This is a genomic window from Bacillus sp. ME78, assembly GCF_903970865.1.
GTDB classification, from domain to species: domain Bacteria; phylum Bacillota; class Bacilli; order Bacillales; family Bacillaceae_G; genus Bacillus_A; species Bacillus_A cereus.
On record NZ_CAJCKK010000017.1, the window covers coordinates 46,639 to 65,391 of the forward strand.

Consider the following 18,753-nt stretch of genomic DNA (forward strand, 5'->3'; position numbering starts at 1 on the left):
CCTATTCACCTACAGCCATTTCTTCCGCAGAATATTTTGCTTTTAAATCTGTCAACTTTTGCATACTTTCCATTACCGAATCCAAGTCGAGTCCGAAATCAATTAAACAGCCAATCTCATTTACCCCCAACACTCCTAGCCTTTGAATCACCTTTTCACACTTTTCTGGTGTCCCTAATAAGGAGCTTCCCTTATAATAACGTTCAAACGAAAAAGCGAGCAGATCGTCTTTGGACGTGTCGATGATATTTTTCATTTCACTGTTACGCTTATCTTCCGATTTCTTGTTTGAATTGTCCTGCTGATCAAGAAACTTACCGAGATACTCATACATTGGGAGTCTTACTTTCTCTTTCACCGTTTCATCATCATCCCCGACAAAGGTGTGCAACATCACCGTTACCTTCCCTTGTTGTGGATCATATCCATGGCGTTCTAAGGAGTCTCGATATAGTTGAATTTTGTAAGCTAAGTCATCAAAACTTTGAGTAATCAGAGCAGCGAGGACATTCGCCCCCATTGCTCCTGCTTTTATCCACGTCTCAGGATTGCCCGAACTAGTAATCCAAACAGGCAATTGTTTGCTAACAGGCTTTGGCGTTAGACTTACAGTTACCTCTTTATCTTCTACACCCTCGAAGACCACTTCTTCACCAGCCCATAGCTGTTTCAGCTTTGCAATCCCTTGGAATGTAATTTCTCTACGATTGTCATAGTTTTCGGGACGGAAGACAAAGTCTCTCGGATTCCATCCTGTTCCAAAGGAAAGCCCTACCCGTCCCTTCGATAAATTGTCTACAATCGACCACTCTTCCGCAATGCGAATTGGGTGGTGCAACGGCAAAACGATACTGCCTGATCTAATTTGAATATTTTCACTAATTACCGCAAGCGCTGAAGCGACAACAGAAGGGTTGGGATAGAGCCCTCCAAAGTCTCGAAAATGCCGCTCAGGAACCGAAACGAATGAAAATCCGGCCTGGTCTGCATATTTGGTGGTTTCTAGCAATAGTTGGTACACATCGTCCGCTTCCGCCTGTCCGTTACTAGAAAAGAAGAAAAGACCGAAATCCATATTTACCTTAGCACTGACCTCTTCCTCGAAACCTGTCACTTTGTCTGCATTGTTTGTTTTCAGCGTGTTTCCTAATGTTTTTAAGGAAACACGAGACAACCCCTTCTTCTTCAACTTTAACTCTAATAATTCACGCTGCTTGGGTGAAAGAATTGAAAGACGTTTGGACCAATCACTCATGGCCATCATCCTCCTCATCGAGATGAATCGCCGCTGCGATCTCATCCTCGATATCAGCATCTGTCAAGGATTCGATCTCTACTAGCAAGCTTTCCAATTCATCATCTTCTAAGCTTTCTAGTTCTATTTTAGAAATCCATTCAGCTATGCCTGCAATGCTTGGTGCTTCAAATAGTTGATTAAGAGATAACTCTACCTGGAACACCTCGCGCAGACGCGCAAGAAGCTGTACAGCTAATAAAGAGTGCCCACCCAAATCAAAGAAGTCATCATGGATACTGATCTGCTCCATTCCAAACAGCTCTTTCCAAATCTTTGTAATCTCTTCATTTGTAGACATTGAGAGATTATCAGAGATGCGAACAGTATCTAACTTATTAGAAACTCCGCCGATGGCTTCCAATTGTTCAAAGGCGCTTGTTGCCTTCCATTCTTCATGTTGTTCAATCAGGGCATGTAGATCCTGCGTCGTAATAGCCATTTGTGGTTGTTGGGCATATAAAGTACGGAAAAGCGCATCAATTCCTTCTTCAAAAGTCATTCCAAAAGTTTCACGATTTTGTCTCAGTTCTTCTTGGAATACAGTTGCCGTAGGCAATGCTGCTCCTTGCCAATCATCAAACTGCCATTGTCCCCAGTTGATAGAGATGGTAAGTCTATTTTGCTGCGCATGGTGATAATGGGCAAAAGTATCTAAAAAGCTGTTCGCTGCTGCATAATCAACTTGACCTAATCCGCCATAAATGGCTGATAAGGAAGAGAACAAAATCATAAAGTCTAGCTCTTTTCCTTTTAATACCTCATCCAAAGCTAAGGCCCCTTTTACTTTTGGCGCTAATACATTCGCTGCCATTTCTGGGGTTTTCAATTGGATAAGTCCTGCACCTGGAACCCCTGCCAGATGGATGACACCATTGATGTTTCCGAAATGCTGTTCTGCCGCGCTTACCACGGATTGTAGCTCTGTTACATCAGATACATCAGCTTGGAAAGTCAACACTTTTGCTCCTAATTCCTCAAGCTTCTGTATCTTTTTTATGCGCTGACTGATACGATCTTCCCCACCATGATTAGTAAGATATTGCTTCCATTCTTGCTTATCTGGCAGACCAGAGCGTCCGATTAATACCAGCTTGGCCTGAAAATCGCTTGCTAGCTTTTCCGCAATCGCAAGCCCGATGCCACCAAGACCACCTGTCAAAAGGTAAACGCCACCTTGACGCCACTGGTTCTCTTCAAGTTCTGTTTTCTGTAACGGTACGGCATCAAACGTTTGTTGCCAGCGATAATTCCCACGATAAGCCACCACAGTATCCTTCGCAGACGATGTGGCTTCCGACACAATTTGTCCTGCCAAACGCTGCTGACAGTTGACGTCTTCTGCCGAGATAGATATGTCGACATGGCTGCAATCAATATTTGGATATTCCTGTGGGATGACACGCACAGGACCTGCGATAATAGAAGCCTCTGGATACAACACTTCATCGCCTAAAATACTTTGTACATTATTGGTTACGACCATCAAACGAATTTGGTCCTCTGTGTTTTGAATGCCAAATGCTTGCGCCAAATAGAGCAGGCTAGTAAAAGTAAGATCTTGTGTCTGTTCAAAGTCAGACAAGCGCCGCTTCTGCTCTGATGTCACCTTAACTGCCCACATGTGCAAAACCGTACTCGGAAGTTGGTCTAGTGATTGAATCAGCATCTGGTAATCGGTGCGCTCCGCAGGATTAATTGTATAAGCAGACCCTTGCTGGTCAAAGGCCTCTCCAGCTTTTACTGTAATCACCTCTTTAAATTTGGACTGCAATTGTTCTGCCACTTGGGCATGAAGACCCCATTTATCAGTAAATACAATCACGGTCTCGTCTCCCGTTTCTCTGGTTGGAATAGGAAGCGGTGATTGTTTCCATGTAGGCCTGTAGAACCATTCAGATCGATTGGATTTTTTATCCATTAACTTTTGCGTGTCTCGTTTAGCAACCATCACCTGATTTGGCTCCACCCAGTGGCGTTGACGCTGAAATGGATAGCTTGGCATAGGAATGCGATAACGCTGTTCGTCCTGGTATAAAGACTCCCAATCTACTTCTACACCATTCAACCAAAGTTTTCCAACTGAACTCATCAAAAATTCCAAATCTTCCGCCTTTTTATCATTTACATGACGCATAGATGTGATGACATGATGCGGCTCCACTTTTTGCTGCTTCGTCAACATACTTAATGTACGTCCAGGTCCTACTTCTATAAAAACAGGGCTGTCTTCTCGTAATGTTTCTATCCCTTCAGCAAAGCGCACAGCTTGTCTTAGGTGCTGTGCCCAATATTCTGGACTTGTCGCTTGTCCTTCTTGAATCCAGGTTCCTGTAAGATTGGATACGTATGGAATAGTCGGTTCTTGTTTCTCTATATTGTTTACAAGTTCTTTAAAAGAAGTCAAGATAGGGTCCATCATTTTAGAATGGAACGCATGACTAGTATGCAAGATCACGGCCTCAATATCTTGCGCCTCCAATTTCGCTTGAAAACTCTTAATTACTTCAGTCTCCCCAGATACAACACACAATGCTGGTCCATTAATGGCAGCGATTGATAAATCTTTTCCCAGTAATGGCTTTATATCTTGCTCTGGTAGCGGTACTGCTAACATAGAGCCTTGCGGCAATTGCTGGATCATCTTACCTCGCATCGAAATCAATGCTAACGCATCTTTTAGACAAAATACTCCAGATAAACAAGCCGCCACATACTCCCCGACACTATGTCCAATCATGGCATCGGGTTTAATGCCCCATGCCATCCAGAGTTTGGCAAGCGAATACTCAATGACAAATAAAGCAGGCTGTGTATACTGTGTCTGTTTTAGCTTACTAGCAGCCTCCGTTGCCTCGCATTCCTCAGGATATAGTAAGGTGCGAATATCAAAGCCTATATGCTCCGTTAAAATTTCCGCACAACGATCCACTTCTTTACGGAAGAGCATCTCACTCTGATATAGCTCGCGTCCCATGTCTACATATTGGGCTCCTTGACCTGGGAACATGAATACAACAGGCTGTTGTTCATCCTGTGCAACCTCATGTGTAGAAATTCGTTTTGGATCCTCCAACGCTTGAATGGCTTCTTCGCGATTGCGACACACAATCATACGACGCTTTTCAAAGGCACGGCGTCCAATTTGTAAAGTATAGGCAGCATCAGCCAAATTTATATCCGTTTGCTCGCTGAGATGATCACGCAATCTCTCAGTCGCTTCTTCCAGTGCTGCTTCCGTTTTCGCAGATAAAACGAATAATTTCCATGCTTTCGAGTCGTCTGATGACGACACAACAGGGGCTTCCTCTAAGATCACGTGGACATTGGTGCCACCAACTCCAAACGAACTTACCCCGGCCCGACGAGGTTCCTCGCCTGCTGCCCACTCTTTCAATGCTGTATTTACATAGAAAGGACTATTTTCAAATTCAATCTTGGCATTTGGTTTTTCAAAATGCAGACTAGGTGCTATTTCTTTATGCTTGAGAGATTCAACCGTTTTAATTAACCCTGTCACACCAGCTGCGGCATCTAAATGTCCAATATTTGTTTTGACAGAGCCGATTGGACAGAATTGTTTTTCGTCTGTATCGACTTGGAACGCACGGGTTAATCCCATAATTTCAATCGGATCACCAAGTGGAGTACCTGTACCATGTGTTTCAATATAGCCAATCGTGTCAGGAGAGACACCTGCCACAGCCAAGGCTTCCGTGATAACTTCTGCCTGTCCATCCACACTCGGAGCGGTATAACCAATTTTCATATCGCCATCATTGTTGATCGCTGAACCTCTGATGATTGCTTGGATAGAATCACCATCTTCTATCGCATCTTCTAACCGCTTTAGCACAACAATGCCCATTCCACTTCCAAAAACGGTGCCTTGGGAGTTTTCATCAAAGGCACGGCAATGACCATCAGGAGAGGAAATCCCCCCCTCTTGATACGGATAACCTTCACCTTGACTCACCTTGATGGAAACGCCCCCCGCCAATGCCATATCACATTCACCATTTAATAAGCTTTGACAAGCCATATGCACAGCGGTCAAAGAGGTAGAACACGCTGTTTGGATGTTCACACTTGGCCCTTTAAGATTTAATTTATAAGACACCCGCGTTGGTAAAAAGTCCTTATCATTTCCAATCATGGTTTGGAACTCACCTACGTTTTTAATGAGGTCCGGGTTGGAAAGCAAGTTGAGAATCATATAGGTGTTTAAGGCTGCACCGCCATATACACCGATTAATCCGTCATACCTTTCAGGATCGTACCCCGCATTTTCCAGAGCCTCCCAAGCGCCTTCCAAAAAGAAACGTTGTTGCGGATCCATCATCGATGCTTCGCGTGGCGTATATCCAAAGAACGCGGCATCAAAAAACTCAATGTTGTCTAACATGGCGTTTGCTTTTACATAGTTAGGGTCTTGAATGTTTTCCTCAGCTACACCAGCTGCCTTTAATTCTTCATCTGTATGAAATGTAACCGACTCTATACCATTACGCACGTTATTCCAAAATGCGGAAATATCTTTTGCACCTGGAAAACGCCCCGTACTACCTACAATAGCAATCGCTGATTCATAGGATTGATCAAAATTACTCATTTCGTTTCCCTCTTTTCCTTTTTAGCTTGAGCACGCTGTTGTCTGCGCTGTCTCTGTTTTTTTTGAACTTCCTTACGACTCTTTGCTCGATCTACCTTCTCTTCCATTCCCTGGTGTTCCCGCTCTCCTTGATGCAACACATTAGCTAGGGTGGCTACCGTTGGATATTGAAACATGTGCATGGTTGGAACTGCTTGATCCAGTGTCTCACTCAACCTACTGCACACTCTTACAACGAGTAGAGAATGGCCACCTAAGTCGAAGAAGTTATCTTTCAATCCAACCTTATCCACGCCCAGTACTTCTTTCCACACATCAGAAATAGTTTGTTCTAGCTCCGTTTGCGGTGCTGTATAAGAGGTTGTAGACAGAAGATGATGTTTTGGCGCCGGTAATGATTTCCGATCTACTTTCCCTGTTCCTGTCAATGGCATTTTCTTTAATAAGGTGAAAGTAGAAGGTATCATATATTCAGGCAGAAACTTTTTGAGATATTGTCGGAAATCAGAAGTGATATCAGCGGTCGTCATGATCACATAAGCTGCGAGACGCTGCTCCCCTGGTACTTCCTCACGAACAGCCACAGCACATTCTTGTACCTCCGGGTGCTGGGCAAGCAGTGATTCAATCTCTCCAAGCTCCACTCGATAACCGCGAATTTTCACTTGGTCATCAACACGGCCTAAAAATTCTATACTGCCATCTGGGCGATAGCGCGCTAAATCTCCACTGTAATACATGCGAGCATTTGGCTCATCACGGAATGGATTCTCAATGAATTTCTCCTCCGTTAAGTCCGGGCGGTTGAGATATCCATTTGCCAAGCAGTCCCCTGCAAGATACATAACGCCTGGAACCCCAATGGGAACAGGATTCAAATGACGGTCAAGAATGTACACCTGTGTATGATCTATGGGATAACCAATAGACGGCAATAGCGGCCAGTCATCTGGATTCCCAGTTAGAGCCATCGTCGTGATAACATGGGTTTCAGATGGTCCATAATGATTATGCAGCGTACAGTTGTTTAGTTTTTTAAACAAATACCTCACACTCGGTGTGACTTTCAACTGCTCACCTGCTGTAATTACTTCTCCTAAGTGTGTTGGCGCTTGTACTTGTCCACTGACTACAGCTTCAGCAAGTTGTTGCAAGGCAATGAACGGAAGATAAAGTCTCTCAATCTTCTTTTCATCAAGATAGTTCAATAGCAACACAGGATCTCTTCTTGTCTCTTCTGTAATGAGCACAAGTTCTTCACCAGCACATAGAGTGGAGAAAATTTCCTGATAGGAAACATCAAAACTAAGAGATGTAAATTGCAACGTCTTCATAGGCCTTGTTAATGTAATATTTTTGTGCTGCCAAGCAATTAAATTAGCAAGCGAACGATGCGGCATAGCGACACCTTTTGGCTCCCCAGTTGAGCCAGAAGTGTAAATCAAGTAGGCTAAGCTATCTAGCGTATCATCTCTTGATAAATTGTCGCTCTTTTCTTCATCGATCCGCTGCCATTCTTGGTCTAGGCATATGACTTGGGCTGAAGATAAAGCTGGAATCTGTTTGGACAATGACCCTTGGCTCAATACCAGGTTGACTTGAGCAGCACCTATGATAAAGGCTAAGCGTTCTTCTGGGAAATTCGGGTCCAACGATATAACCGCTCCTCCTGCCTTGAGAATCGCTAGGACAGATATGATCGTTTCAATGGAACGATCCAAACAAATTCCCACAGGTGAATCCTTACCTACTCCCGCTTTACGGAGGTAATGTGCCAACTGATTAGCACGATTATTTAGTTCGCAATAGCTAAGATTCTGCTCTCCAAACTGTAGTGCTGACACGTATGGTGTTTTTAACACTTGCTCTTCAAACATACGGTGAACACTTTGTTCTACCTTTTTATTAGATGCCCTATCATTCCAATCATTGAGCAGCTGCTGTTCTCGCTCACTTAGCATCGGTATCTCCGTAATGGATTGGTGAGGATTTTGAATCACCTGCTCTAGCAATCTTTCTAAGTGTCCGAGCATGCGTTGAATGGTAGCTCGGTCAAATAAGTCCGTATTGTACTCAATCGTTGTCGCTAGTCCATACTCTGTCTCTTGAACGAATAGCGTCAAATCAAATTTGGAAGTCTTATTATCAATATCAATTCCTTCAAAGACCACTTCATCCATCATAAACTCTTGCGACGTAAAGTCTTGATAAGCCAACATGATTTGGAATAATGGCGAACGGCTCAGGTCACGGTTTGGCTGCAGCTCTTCTACTAATTTTTCAAAAGGAAGATTTTGATGTTCATAAGCTTCTAAAGCTGTGATACGTACCTGTTTTAATAACTCTCGGAAACTCATATTCTCCGTTATTTGAGTGCGCAACACCAATGTATTGGTAAACAACCCAATCAGCTCTTCTACCTCAGACAATTGACGGTTGGCAATCGGTGAACCGATCAATATATCCTGCTGATTGGTATAACGATAAAGCATCACTTGAAAGGCTGCCAGCATCGTCATAAATAACGTAGCATCTTCTTGGTAACTCACTTTTTGCAAGGCTTTCAGCAAAGATCGAGAAAGATTCCGAGTCTCATGCGATCCGTTAAAAGTCTGCACAGGCGGTCGTGATCGATCCGTTGGAAGTTCTAAAGCGGGTGGCGCACCCTCTAGTTTTTGTTTCCAATAGTTGATCTGTTTATCTATAACTTCTTTTTGTAGCCACTGTCGTTGCCAATTAGCAAAATCAGCATATTGAACCGGCAATTCTGGCAGCTCAAGCTTTCCACCTTGCGTCCACGCTCCATAATAGGCTGCTAACTCCTTCATAAAAACATCCATCGACCATACATCAAAGACAATATGATGAACGGTAAGCAGTAGGATATGTTCGTTTGGTTTCAATCGGATCAAAGCTACTCGCAACAATGGACCTGTATGCAAATCAAACGTCTTTTTAGATTCTTGTTCGATAAAGAAGGTAATCTGTGCCTCTTGTTCCTTATCAGAAAGATGTTCAATCTCTACCAAAGTCATATTTAAATTCATATCTAGATGAATTTGTTGTAACGCTTCTCCATCTACCTTAGCAAAGGTGGTACGCAATACTTCATGACGACGTATGATGTCATGAAGCGCCTTCTCTAGAGCAGAAACATTTAGGTTTCCTGTTACACGGAACCCAATTGGAATGTTGTAAAACGCACTGTTTGAATCCAATTCATTTAGGAACCACAGCCGCTGCTGAGCAAAAGAAAGAAGCGGTGAGTCCTCATCAGACCTCGGTTCAATCGGCGGAAGTTGCAGTTGTTTCTCTGCTTGACTCAGTCCTTCCACTTCCATTGCTAAACCAGCAATCGTTGGATTTTCAAACAAACTGCGCAAAGGCAATTCTACATTGAGCTCCTTACGCAAGCGGGAAATTAATTGAGTCGCCAATAGGGAATGACCACCTCTCTCAAAGAAGCTGTCATGGATGCTCACCTGATTTACGCGCAGGATATTACACCAAATATCTGCCAACTGTTTCTCCATTTCAGTACGCGGTGCTTCAAACTCATGATTCCCTGTTAATTCCGTACCCTTAGGAATCGGAAGTTCGCGTCGATCGATTTTTCCATTTGGCGTTAAAGGAAATTTTTTCATAACAACAATCGCTGATGGAACCATATAATCTGGTAAATTTCTCTTTAAAAGACTACGTAAGGATGAAAGATTAGGCTGCTTATCATTGTCAGCGATGACATAAGCCACCAAACGTTTATCGTTGACCACATCCTCACGTTCAATCGCCACGGCTTCTTTAATACTCTCATGCTCGATCAACACATTTTCGATTTCACCCAACTCAATACGGAACCCTCTGATTTTTACTTGGTGGTCGATACGAGAGATGAACTCCAATTCACCATTCGCTCGATAACGCACTAAATCACCCGTTCGATACATCTTAGCATTAGCTTTATCACTAAACGGATCGTCTACAAATCGTTCTCGCGTTAATGCGGGACGGTTAAGATAGCCAGCCGCCAGCCCTTCTCCGCCGATATAGAGTTCACCTGAAACCCCTGTTGGTATAGGATTCAGCTGACGATCAAGAACATAAATGCTCGTATTGGCAATCGGGCGACCAATAGATACCCAATTTTCCCCTGGTTCTACTTTAGAAATCGTAGAGTAAATGGTCGCTTCCGTCGGTCCATAAAAGTTCCAAACGCCGGCACTGCGTTCAAGGAGTTGATTGGCTAGATTTATTGGAAGTGCTTCTCCCCCTGTAAGCACCTTAAGGTGGCGATGTCCTTCCCATCCCGCTTGGAGCAACATCTGCCATGTAGCTGGTGTTGCTTGCATCACTGTCGCTTCACTTGTCGTTAATAGTTCAGCCAAACACTCTCCATTTGTGGCTTCTTCACGTTTCGCAATTATGACACAAGCCCCCATCATGAGCGGCAAATACAATTCCATTCCAGCGATATCAAAGGAAATGGTCGTCACAGCTAAAAAGCGATCCTGCTCTTGTAACTCAAGGTGTTCGTTCGCGGCTAATAAGTAATTGGTCAGCGCATCATTGCGAATCTGAACGCCCTTAGGTTTTCCTGTCGAACCGGAGGTATAAATGGTATAAGCTAACGAATCATTCGGTCCATAACACTCTAGGTTGTGGTTAGGCTCCAGAGAAATTGTTTCCCAGTCCTGATCGACATACACCACTTGCGCTCCGTGTTCTGGAATCTGTGTTGCTAAATCCTGGTGGGTTAATATCACACGCGTCTTAGAATCCTCAAGCATAAAGGAGACTCTCTCTTGCGGATAAGACGGGTCAAGCGGTACATAGACTCCTTCCGATTTGAATACAGCAAGCAGGGAAACAAGCATTTCTAGAGAGCGCTCCATGTAGATGCCTACAAGCGTACCTGCTTTTACACCTTGTGTTTGCAAGTGACGTGCTAGTTGATTCGCACGACAGTTTAATTGTTCGTAGGTCAGCGCCTCCTCATCGAAAATGACCGCTAGGGCTTTAGGAGTTTTTTCCACTTGCTCTTCAAAGAACTGGTGCATCCTCTTTTCTAGTGGATAATCTTTTTTTGTATCATTCCAGTCTATAATTAATTTTTTCTTTTCTTTGGCTGACACAACAGGAAGATGGTCAATTCTCTCCTCCACATGAGCGACGATGCCTTCCAATAAGGTATAGAATGAGTCCGCCATTTGAGCAATGATGTGTTCATCAAATAAATCTGTATTGTACTCAAAAACACCAGTCAGTCGATCATCTTTCTCTGCAATAAAGAGGGTTAAATCATATTTAGCCGACGGTCTATCAATCTCTATGTCTTCTATCTCTAATCCCGGCAATTCTACTTCCACAGCAGAGGTATTCTGAAGCATAAACATTACTTGGAATAGCGGAGAGTAACTTAAATTTCGTTCCACGTTTAATTCCTCTACCAATTTTTCAAATGGAACATCTTGATGAGCGTATGCTTCGAGAGCTACCTCGCGTACATGCTTTAACAATTCACGATAGGTCATGGTTCCCGCTACTTGCGTACGCAAGACCAACGTATTGACAAAATAGCCTATGAGATTTTCAATGGCACGTTGATTGCGATTAGCGACAGGAGAACCTACGGAAAGGTCCTCTTGGTCCGTATAACGATAAAGAAGGACTTTAAACGCCGCTAACAAGGTCATATACAAGGTAGTGCCTTCTTCTTTGCTTACATTTTTCAGCAAAGCGGTTACCCGCTCTGAGATTTCAATCCGATAGATGTCTCCCCGATAAGTCTGTACCGATGGACGCTGGTGATTCGTCGGCAATGGCAGCAGCGGAGGCTGTCCTTGTAATTGTTCTTTCCAATAATTGATTTGCTTCGTGATCTCTTCACTTTCGATCCACCCTTGTTGCCACGCAGCAAAATCAGCATATTGAATCGGCAATTCCGGAAGCTTTTCCACTTCCTTTGCTAAACGCGCCCGATAAAGAATAGATAATTCACGCATGAAAACATCATGTGACCATCCATCCCAAATAATATGGTGCAAATTAAGCAGCAAGATATACTTTTCAGGCTGGAGTCGAATGATACTTGCACGGAAGAGCGGTCCTTGACTTAGATCAAATTCGTATAGCACCTCTTGCTGAATCAGACTATTTGCTTTTGTTTCTCGTTCTTCTACTGGCTCCCTACTAAGGTCAATAAACGGAACAGACATGGCTTTGAATGGAGAGATTACTTGCTCGATTTGCTCTCCATTTTCCACGAAAGTCGTTCGCAAGATTTCATGGCGACGAACGATTTCATTTAAACTTTCCTTGAATACAGCAAGATCTAATTCTCCCTGAAGTCGCAAAGCAAGTGGAATATTGTATACATGCTTGTTTTCCATTTCCATTTGATTTAAAAACCACAATCTCTTTTGTGAGGAAGAGAGTGGTAAATGTTGACCTCGTGCTATGGCTTCTATAGCAATCTCGTTTTCTTCTTGCTTCGTCGTATCAATATGTGAAGCTAATTCTGCGATGGTTGGGTAATTAAAGATCGCATGGACAGGTACTTCGATACCTATGGCGATACGTAAGCGCGAAAGAACCTGTGTCGCTAATAGGGAGTGGCCTCCGATCTCAAAAAAGTTATCTTGAATGCTCACCTGATTGACACCGAGCACCTGATTCCAAATCCCTGCAATGATTTCTTCAATTGGGTTACGCGGTGCCGTATATTTACCAGAAACCACGCCCTCTACTTTCGGCATCGGCAATGCTTTACGATCCACTTTACCGCTTGGGGATAATGGCATTTCGTCTAGTGTTACAAATACACTTGGAACCATATATTCAGGTAATTTTCTTTTCAGGAAATGGCGCAGTTCGCTCGTAGCCAACGCTTGATTTGGCTGCACGACGATGTAGGCTACTAACCGCTGATCCTGTAGCTGGTCTTCTCGAACAACAACGACAGATTCTCGCACAGCAGCGTAAGATTCTAATGTCGCTTGAATCTCGCCTAGTTCAATACGGAACCCTCGCAATTTTACCTGATCATCCATCCGTCCTAAATATTCCAAGTCGCCATTTGGCAACCAGCGTACCAAATCTCCCGTACGATACATCCGCTCGTCTACAGCCCAAGGCACAGGGACAAATTTTTCTTCCGTTAGACCTTCACGGTTCAGATACCCCTTTGTTACACCCAGGCCTGAAATGCACAATTCTCCTGGTACACCCAATGGCTGCAGTTGTAAATTTTCATCAACGACATAAGCCTTGGTATTCGGCAGTGGTTTTCCGATTGGTATACTTGATTCCCTCTGCATCTCCTCGACTGAGAAGTGAGAAGCATAAATTGTAATTTCTGTCGGTCCATAAAGATTTTCTAGTCGCACGCCTTCAAATAGCTCAAAGAATGTTTTCACCGTCTCTTTTTTCAGTGCCTCTCCCGCCGAGAATACATAGCGCAAGGCAGGCAATTTCCTTGGAAGCTTATCTTTTAATGACTCTAGAAAAGAGTGCAACATAGATGGTACAAAATTAACATGGGTGACTTGGTAATCTTTAATAGCCTCAAATAAACGTACAGGGTCTTTTTCAGCTTGTGGTTCTAAGATCGTAAGCTTTCCGCCTCCCTGAATCCAACCAAATAATTCACTGACAGACACATCAAAGGTAAATGGCGTTTTCAAGAGGTAGACATCACTTTCGTTAAATGGATACAGCTGCTCCAAGGCGTATAAAATATGCAACACATTACGTTGAGTAACCATTACACCTTTTGGTTTTCCTGTGGAACCCGAGGTATAAATCACATATGCCAAATCATTTAATTTGCTCAACGGCTTAAGATCAGTCGCGTCTCCTTGGTAAAGTTTTTCGTCTTCAAGATTCAAAACTTCACCGGCAAATGCGACATGCTTTTGCCAAATTTCTTGGGTCAAAAGCAGCTTTACTCCGCTATCTTTGAGCATGTACTGAATGCGTTCCTCGGGAAGATGAGGGTCAATTGGTAAGTATGCTCCTCCTGCTTTCAGGATTGCAAATATACCAATCACCATTTCTAACGAACGCTCTGCCATAATCCCGACTAGCTGGTTAGCCTCTACTCCACGCTCGCGCAGATTATAGGCTAGTTGATTTGCGAGCTTATTTACTTCTCGATACGTAAGCTGCCTGTTTCCATAGATAAGTGCCACCGCTTCTGGACTTTGGGCGACTCGGGTTTCAAAATGCACAGCGAGTGTATCAGGAGCATCCGCCTTATGATTGAATTCATTCCAATCTGTTAGAAATTTCTGTTGCTCCATCTCTGTTAAAATTGGAATCTGACCAATCGTATATTCTGGAGAATCAACGATTCCATCAAGGATTGCCTGGTAATGCTGCCCCATGCGCGAGATCGTCTCTTCATCAAACAAGTTACTATTATATTCAATAGACACTTCTAGCCTGTCTTCACTTTCCATGACGTTTAGCGTGAGATCAAACTTGGCAATATCATGCTCTAGTTCCACGGTTGTTACACTAAGCCCTGGTAACGTCAGAGACGATGATGAAGTGTTGAGCATAGCAAACATCACTTGGAACAACGGGGACGTGCTCGCATCCCGATCAGGCTGGAGTTCCTCTACTAGCTTTTCAAATGGAACATTCTGATAGGTATAAGCATCTAAAGATATTTCCCGCACATTTTCAAGTAACTCAAGGAAGGTTTGTTCGCTTGATACATTTGTTCTAAATACGATCGTATTGACAAAGAAACCGATCATTTTTTCAATTCCCTCGTGATTTCTTCCCGCGATTGGTGAACCAACCAATAAATCTTGCTGCCCCGTATAACGATAAAGTAGGACTTTAAAGGCTGCGAGTAAAGTCATAAATAAAGAAGCACCTGATTGCTGACTGAGCTGCTTCAGCTTCCTATAAAGCGCACGAGATAGTTCAAATCTCTTTAATTTCCCTTGGAAGGTCATCTCCTTTTGTCGCGGTCGATCTGTTGGCAATTGAAGTATAGGCAGTTCACCGCCCAGTTGTTTTTTCCAATAAGACATCTGTTCTTCTAGCCTATCTCCTTGCAGCCATTCGCGCTGCCAGACAGCATAATCCGCGTATTGGAAAGGTAATTTTTCTAACGGGGAATCCTTTCCTTGACTTATGCTTTCATATAAAGCAGACAATTCTTCCATGATGATTTTATTCGACCATCCATCCGACACAATGTGATGAAGATTGAGCATCAAAAGGTATTTCTCTTCTTCGAGCTTTATAAGTGTCACTCGGAAAAGCGGCCCTTGACTAAGGTCGAAGACATAATGTGCTTCTTTTTTCAGTATCGCCTTGGCACGTTGTTCACGTTCAGATTTTGGCTCGTTAGATAAATCAATCATCGTTGATTTGAATTCCGTATAGGAGTCAATTACTTGGACGCTTTTTCCATCCATATCTTTAAAAGTCGTCCGCAAGCTTTCATGACGGCGAACCATCTCGGATAAACTCTGCTTCAATGCCTTGACATGGACTCTCCCCTGCATTTCATAAACCAGCGGGATGTTGTAAAGATGACGCGTGTGAGACTGCCATTGATCTACAAACCACAAACGCTGTTGAGCAAATGACAGCGGCAGATTTTCACGTTGCCCAACAGGGGAAATCCCCTCTGTGAAAGTCTTTTTACTTCCCTTTTGCCCTTCTATATAGACAGCCAACGTGGATACTGTTGGATATGTAAAAATACTCCGCACATCTAAGCAAATGTCAAAAACTTCACGCAGGCGTGAAACGACAAGCGTTGCGACTAAAGAATGACCACCTAAATCGAAGAAATTATCATGAATTCCGATACGACGAATGTCGAGAACCTGACTCCAAACTAACGCAATCTCCTCTTCAACATTAGTGCGCGGTGGAATGTATGCTTCTGTCAAATCTTTGTTCTCTAACTCTAAGGCCGATAACGCTTTGTAATCTACCTTACCATTCGGCGTTAATGGCAAACTTTCTTTAGTGACCACAATGTGGGGAACCATATACTCTGGAATATTATCTTTTACGTAATGAAGCAATTCTTTGACTGCAAGCTCATGTTCCTGTGCAGAAACCACATAAGCCACTAAACGCTTATCCCCCGATGTCGTTTCATGCACCATTACGACAACGTCTTCTACATGTGGATACTGTGCCAATACAGCTTCAATTTCACCTAACTCAATTCGGAAGCCGCGGATTTTCACCTGATTATCAGCCCGTCCTAAAAACTCAATGTTACCGTCAGCTAAATAACGTACCAAATCTCCGGTCTTATATAAACGAGATGACGAATCGTCACTAAATGGGTCTGGAATGAATCGCTCCTCTGTTAAGTCGGGACGATTAAGATATTCTAATGCCAGACCATCCCCGCCAATATACAACTCCCCTGGTACGCCTACAGGAGCCAGCTGAAGCGACTTGTCCAATACATAGACTTGTGTATTAGAAATCGGTCTGCCGATCGGTACTGTCTTTAGGATTTGCTCCACGTTGTCCATTGGATAACAACAGGTAAAGGTAGTGCTTTCTGTTGGACCATACCCATTGATGAGACAACATCCATCTAATTTATCCAACACTTTGCGTACATGAGCAGGAGATAATACGTCCCCCCCTGCTAAAAGCTGACGAACTCCTTGCAAATCTTCCAAATGGTATTCTACCATTTGATGGAATACACCTGCTGTGAGCCATAATGTACTGATTTCGTATCGCTGCAATACCTGCCCCAATTCTTCAAGTGAGGCTTTCTCATAAGGATAAATCACCAATTGCGCTCCATTGAGCAAACTACCCCAAATTTCAAAAGTAGCCGCATCAAAGGATATTGGAGCAAATTGAAGTAATGTCTCTTCAGAGGACAAGTTCACATAATTAACATTTTTGACCAAGCGTAAAACACCACGGTGGGGGATTATAACCCCTTTCGGCCTTCCCGTAGAACCAGAGGTATAGTTGATATAAGCCGGGGCTTCTCCCGTCAAGCCATGTACGGGATTTGCGGTGCTTTCTTGTGAAATCTTGTCCCACTCGGAGTCTAGTGTAAGAGTCAAATCTTCATCAAATGGAAGTCTTCCCATCATATCCTTTTGTGTGATCAAAAAAGAAACATTTGAATCTTCTAACATAAAACGCAAACGTTCCTCTGGGTAGCAAACATCAAGGGGGACATAGACACCACCCGCTTTAATGATTCCAAGCATTCCTATAATCATTTCAATAGAACGTTCTACACTTAGCCCAATCATGGATTGTGAGGAAACCCCACGCTTTTGAAGATAGTTAGCTAATTGGTTAGCGCGATGGTTTAGCTCCGCATAAGTCAGACATTTTTCGCCTTTTTTCAGTGCTACAGCATCCGGTGTATTTGCTACTTGTTCTTCAAATAAATCTTGGATACATTTTTCTCGTGGGTATTCTGCTGTGGTATTGTTCCAGTCTGTTAATAGCCTCTTTCGCTCAGATGTTGTCAACATGGACATTCGGCTAATTTTTTGATCAGGATTGGAAACAGCACTTTCAAGCAATGTCACATAATGTAGTGTCATGCGAGCGATAGTTTCATCATTAAATAAATCTGTATTATATTCAAATACAGCTTGTAAACCTTGTTTACTTTCCTCAATAAATAGAATTAAATCGAATTTAGCTGTTTCATTGTTTACTCTACGAGGAGCCAACGTCACCCCTTCCAATTCTAATGGCTTCATGAGTGAATTTTGGAAGGCAAACATAACTTGGAAAATCGGGGAGTAGCCCGGATCACGTTGTGGCTGTACTGCCTCCACGACTTTATCAAATGGAATATCTTGATTGTCAAAAGCTTCATAGGCTACTTTCCGAGATTCCTGCAACACATCTAGGAAAGTCGGGTCATCCTTAAGTTCCAAACGTAAAACGAGTGTATTGACAAAAAAACCGATGAGGTCTTCAGTTTCTTTCTGGTTCCGTCCAGCTATAGGCGTTCCAATCAAAAGGGTTTCTTGAGAAGTATAACGATATAAAAGTGTACTGTAAGCGGCAAAGAAGAGCGTAAACATCGTTACACTTTCCTTCTCACCCAATTGCTCTAATTTATGAATTAACTCATGAGGAAGGTCAATCACTTGATAATTCCCACGGAATGTTTGCTTCACAGGACGTGGACGATCTGTCGGCAATTGTAATACAGGAAGGTCTCCAGCCAATTGTTTCTTCCAATAGTTTAACTGTTCCTTCGCCTCTTCCTCCTGCAACCACTTGGTATGCCACTCGGAAAAGTCGACATACTGAAGGGCTAGTTCAGGAAGCGGGGAATGTTCCCTTTTTGAAAACGCGGCATATAAGGTAGAAAGCTCCTTATGAAAAACCCCCATAGACCACCCATCTGAAATAATGTGGTGCATATTCCAAAATAGTACATGTTTCTCAGGATTTAACCGAATAAGAACAGCACGGAATAAAGGTCCTTTCTTTAAATCAAAAGGCTTTGCCACCTCTTCTTTAATCAGTGGCACTACATCCTCCTCTTGTGCTTCAATGACAGGAATTTGTATCTGCAAAGAAGGGTGAATGATCTGCACTAGTTCTTCTTCTACCTGCGCAAATGTCGTCCGTAAGCTTTCATGACGATCTGTAATTTCTTGAAAACTTTTCTCCAAGGCACTCACATGAAGCGGGCCTGTGATATCTAAAGCAACAGGGAGATTGTACACGGTGCTAGGCTTAAATTCCTCAATGAACCACAGTCGTTTTTGACTTGAGGACATCGGAAAAACAAAAACTTCATCTGCCGTATTATTTACGTGAACAACGGTAACAGAATCATTAGATTGACTCATTTCAA

General features: G+C 43.1%; 3 protein-coding genes. All 3 read right to left on the reverse strand.

What is annotated here, in order from left to right:
- Position 1 precedes the first annotated feature (1 nt).
- The 3 genes from H6481_RS18385 to H6481_RS18395 are packed head-to-tail and all read right to left on the reverse strand — an operon-like array spanning position 2 to position 18,748.
- Positions 2-1,255, reverse strand: a complete 1,254-nt coding sequence (locus tag H6481_RS18385) for a MupA/Atu3671 family FMN-dependent luciferase-like monooxygenase (RefSeq protein WP_182812668.1) — start codon at positions 1,253-1,255, stop codon at positions 2-4.
- Positions 1,248-5,906 carry a type I polyketide synthase gene (locus H6481_RS18390; RefSeq protein ID WP_182812671.1) on the reverse strand — a complete coding sequence of 1,553 codons (4,659 nt, stop codon included), beginning with the start codon at positions 5,904-5,906 and terminating at the stop codon, positions 1,248-1,250. Before H6481_RS18390 ends, H6481_RS18385 begins: the two co-directional genes overlap by 8 nt.
- The gene (locus tag H6481_RS18395) at positions 5,903-18,748 is read right to left on the reverse strand and encodes a non-ribosomal peptide synthase/polyketide synthase (RefSeq protein ID WP_182812674.1); all 12,846 of its coding nucleotides are present in this window, start codon (positions 18,746-18,748) and stop codon (positions 5,903-5,905) included. Before H6481_RS18395 ends, H6481_RS18390 begins: the two co-directional genes overlap by 4 nt.
- Between the last annotated feature and the right edge of the window lie 5 nt (positions 18,749-18,753).

Bases quoted from the DNA above. Each gene is read 5' to 3' on its own strand.
- H6481_RS18385 (WP_182812668.1), bottom strand. From the start codon at position 1,255: ATGAGTGATTGGTCCAAACGTCTTTCAATTCTTTCACCCAAGCAGCGT.
- H6481_RS18390 (WP_182812671.1), bottom strand. From the start codon at position 5,906: ATGAGTAATTTTGATCAATCCTATGAATCAGCGATTGCTATTGTAGGT.
- H6481_RS18395 (WP_182812674.1), bottom strand. From the start codon at position 18,748: ATGAGTCAATCTAATGATTCTGTTACCGTTGTTCACGTAAATAATACG.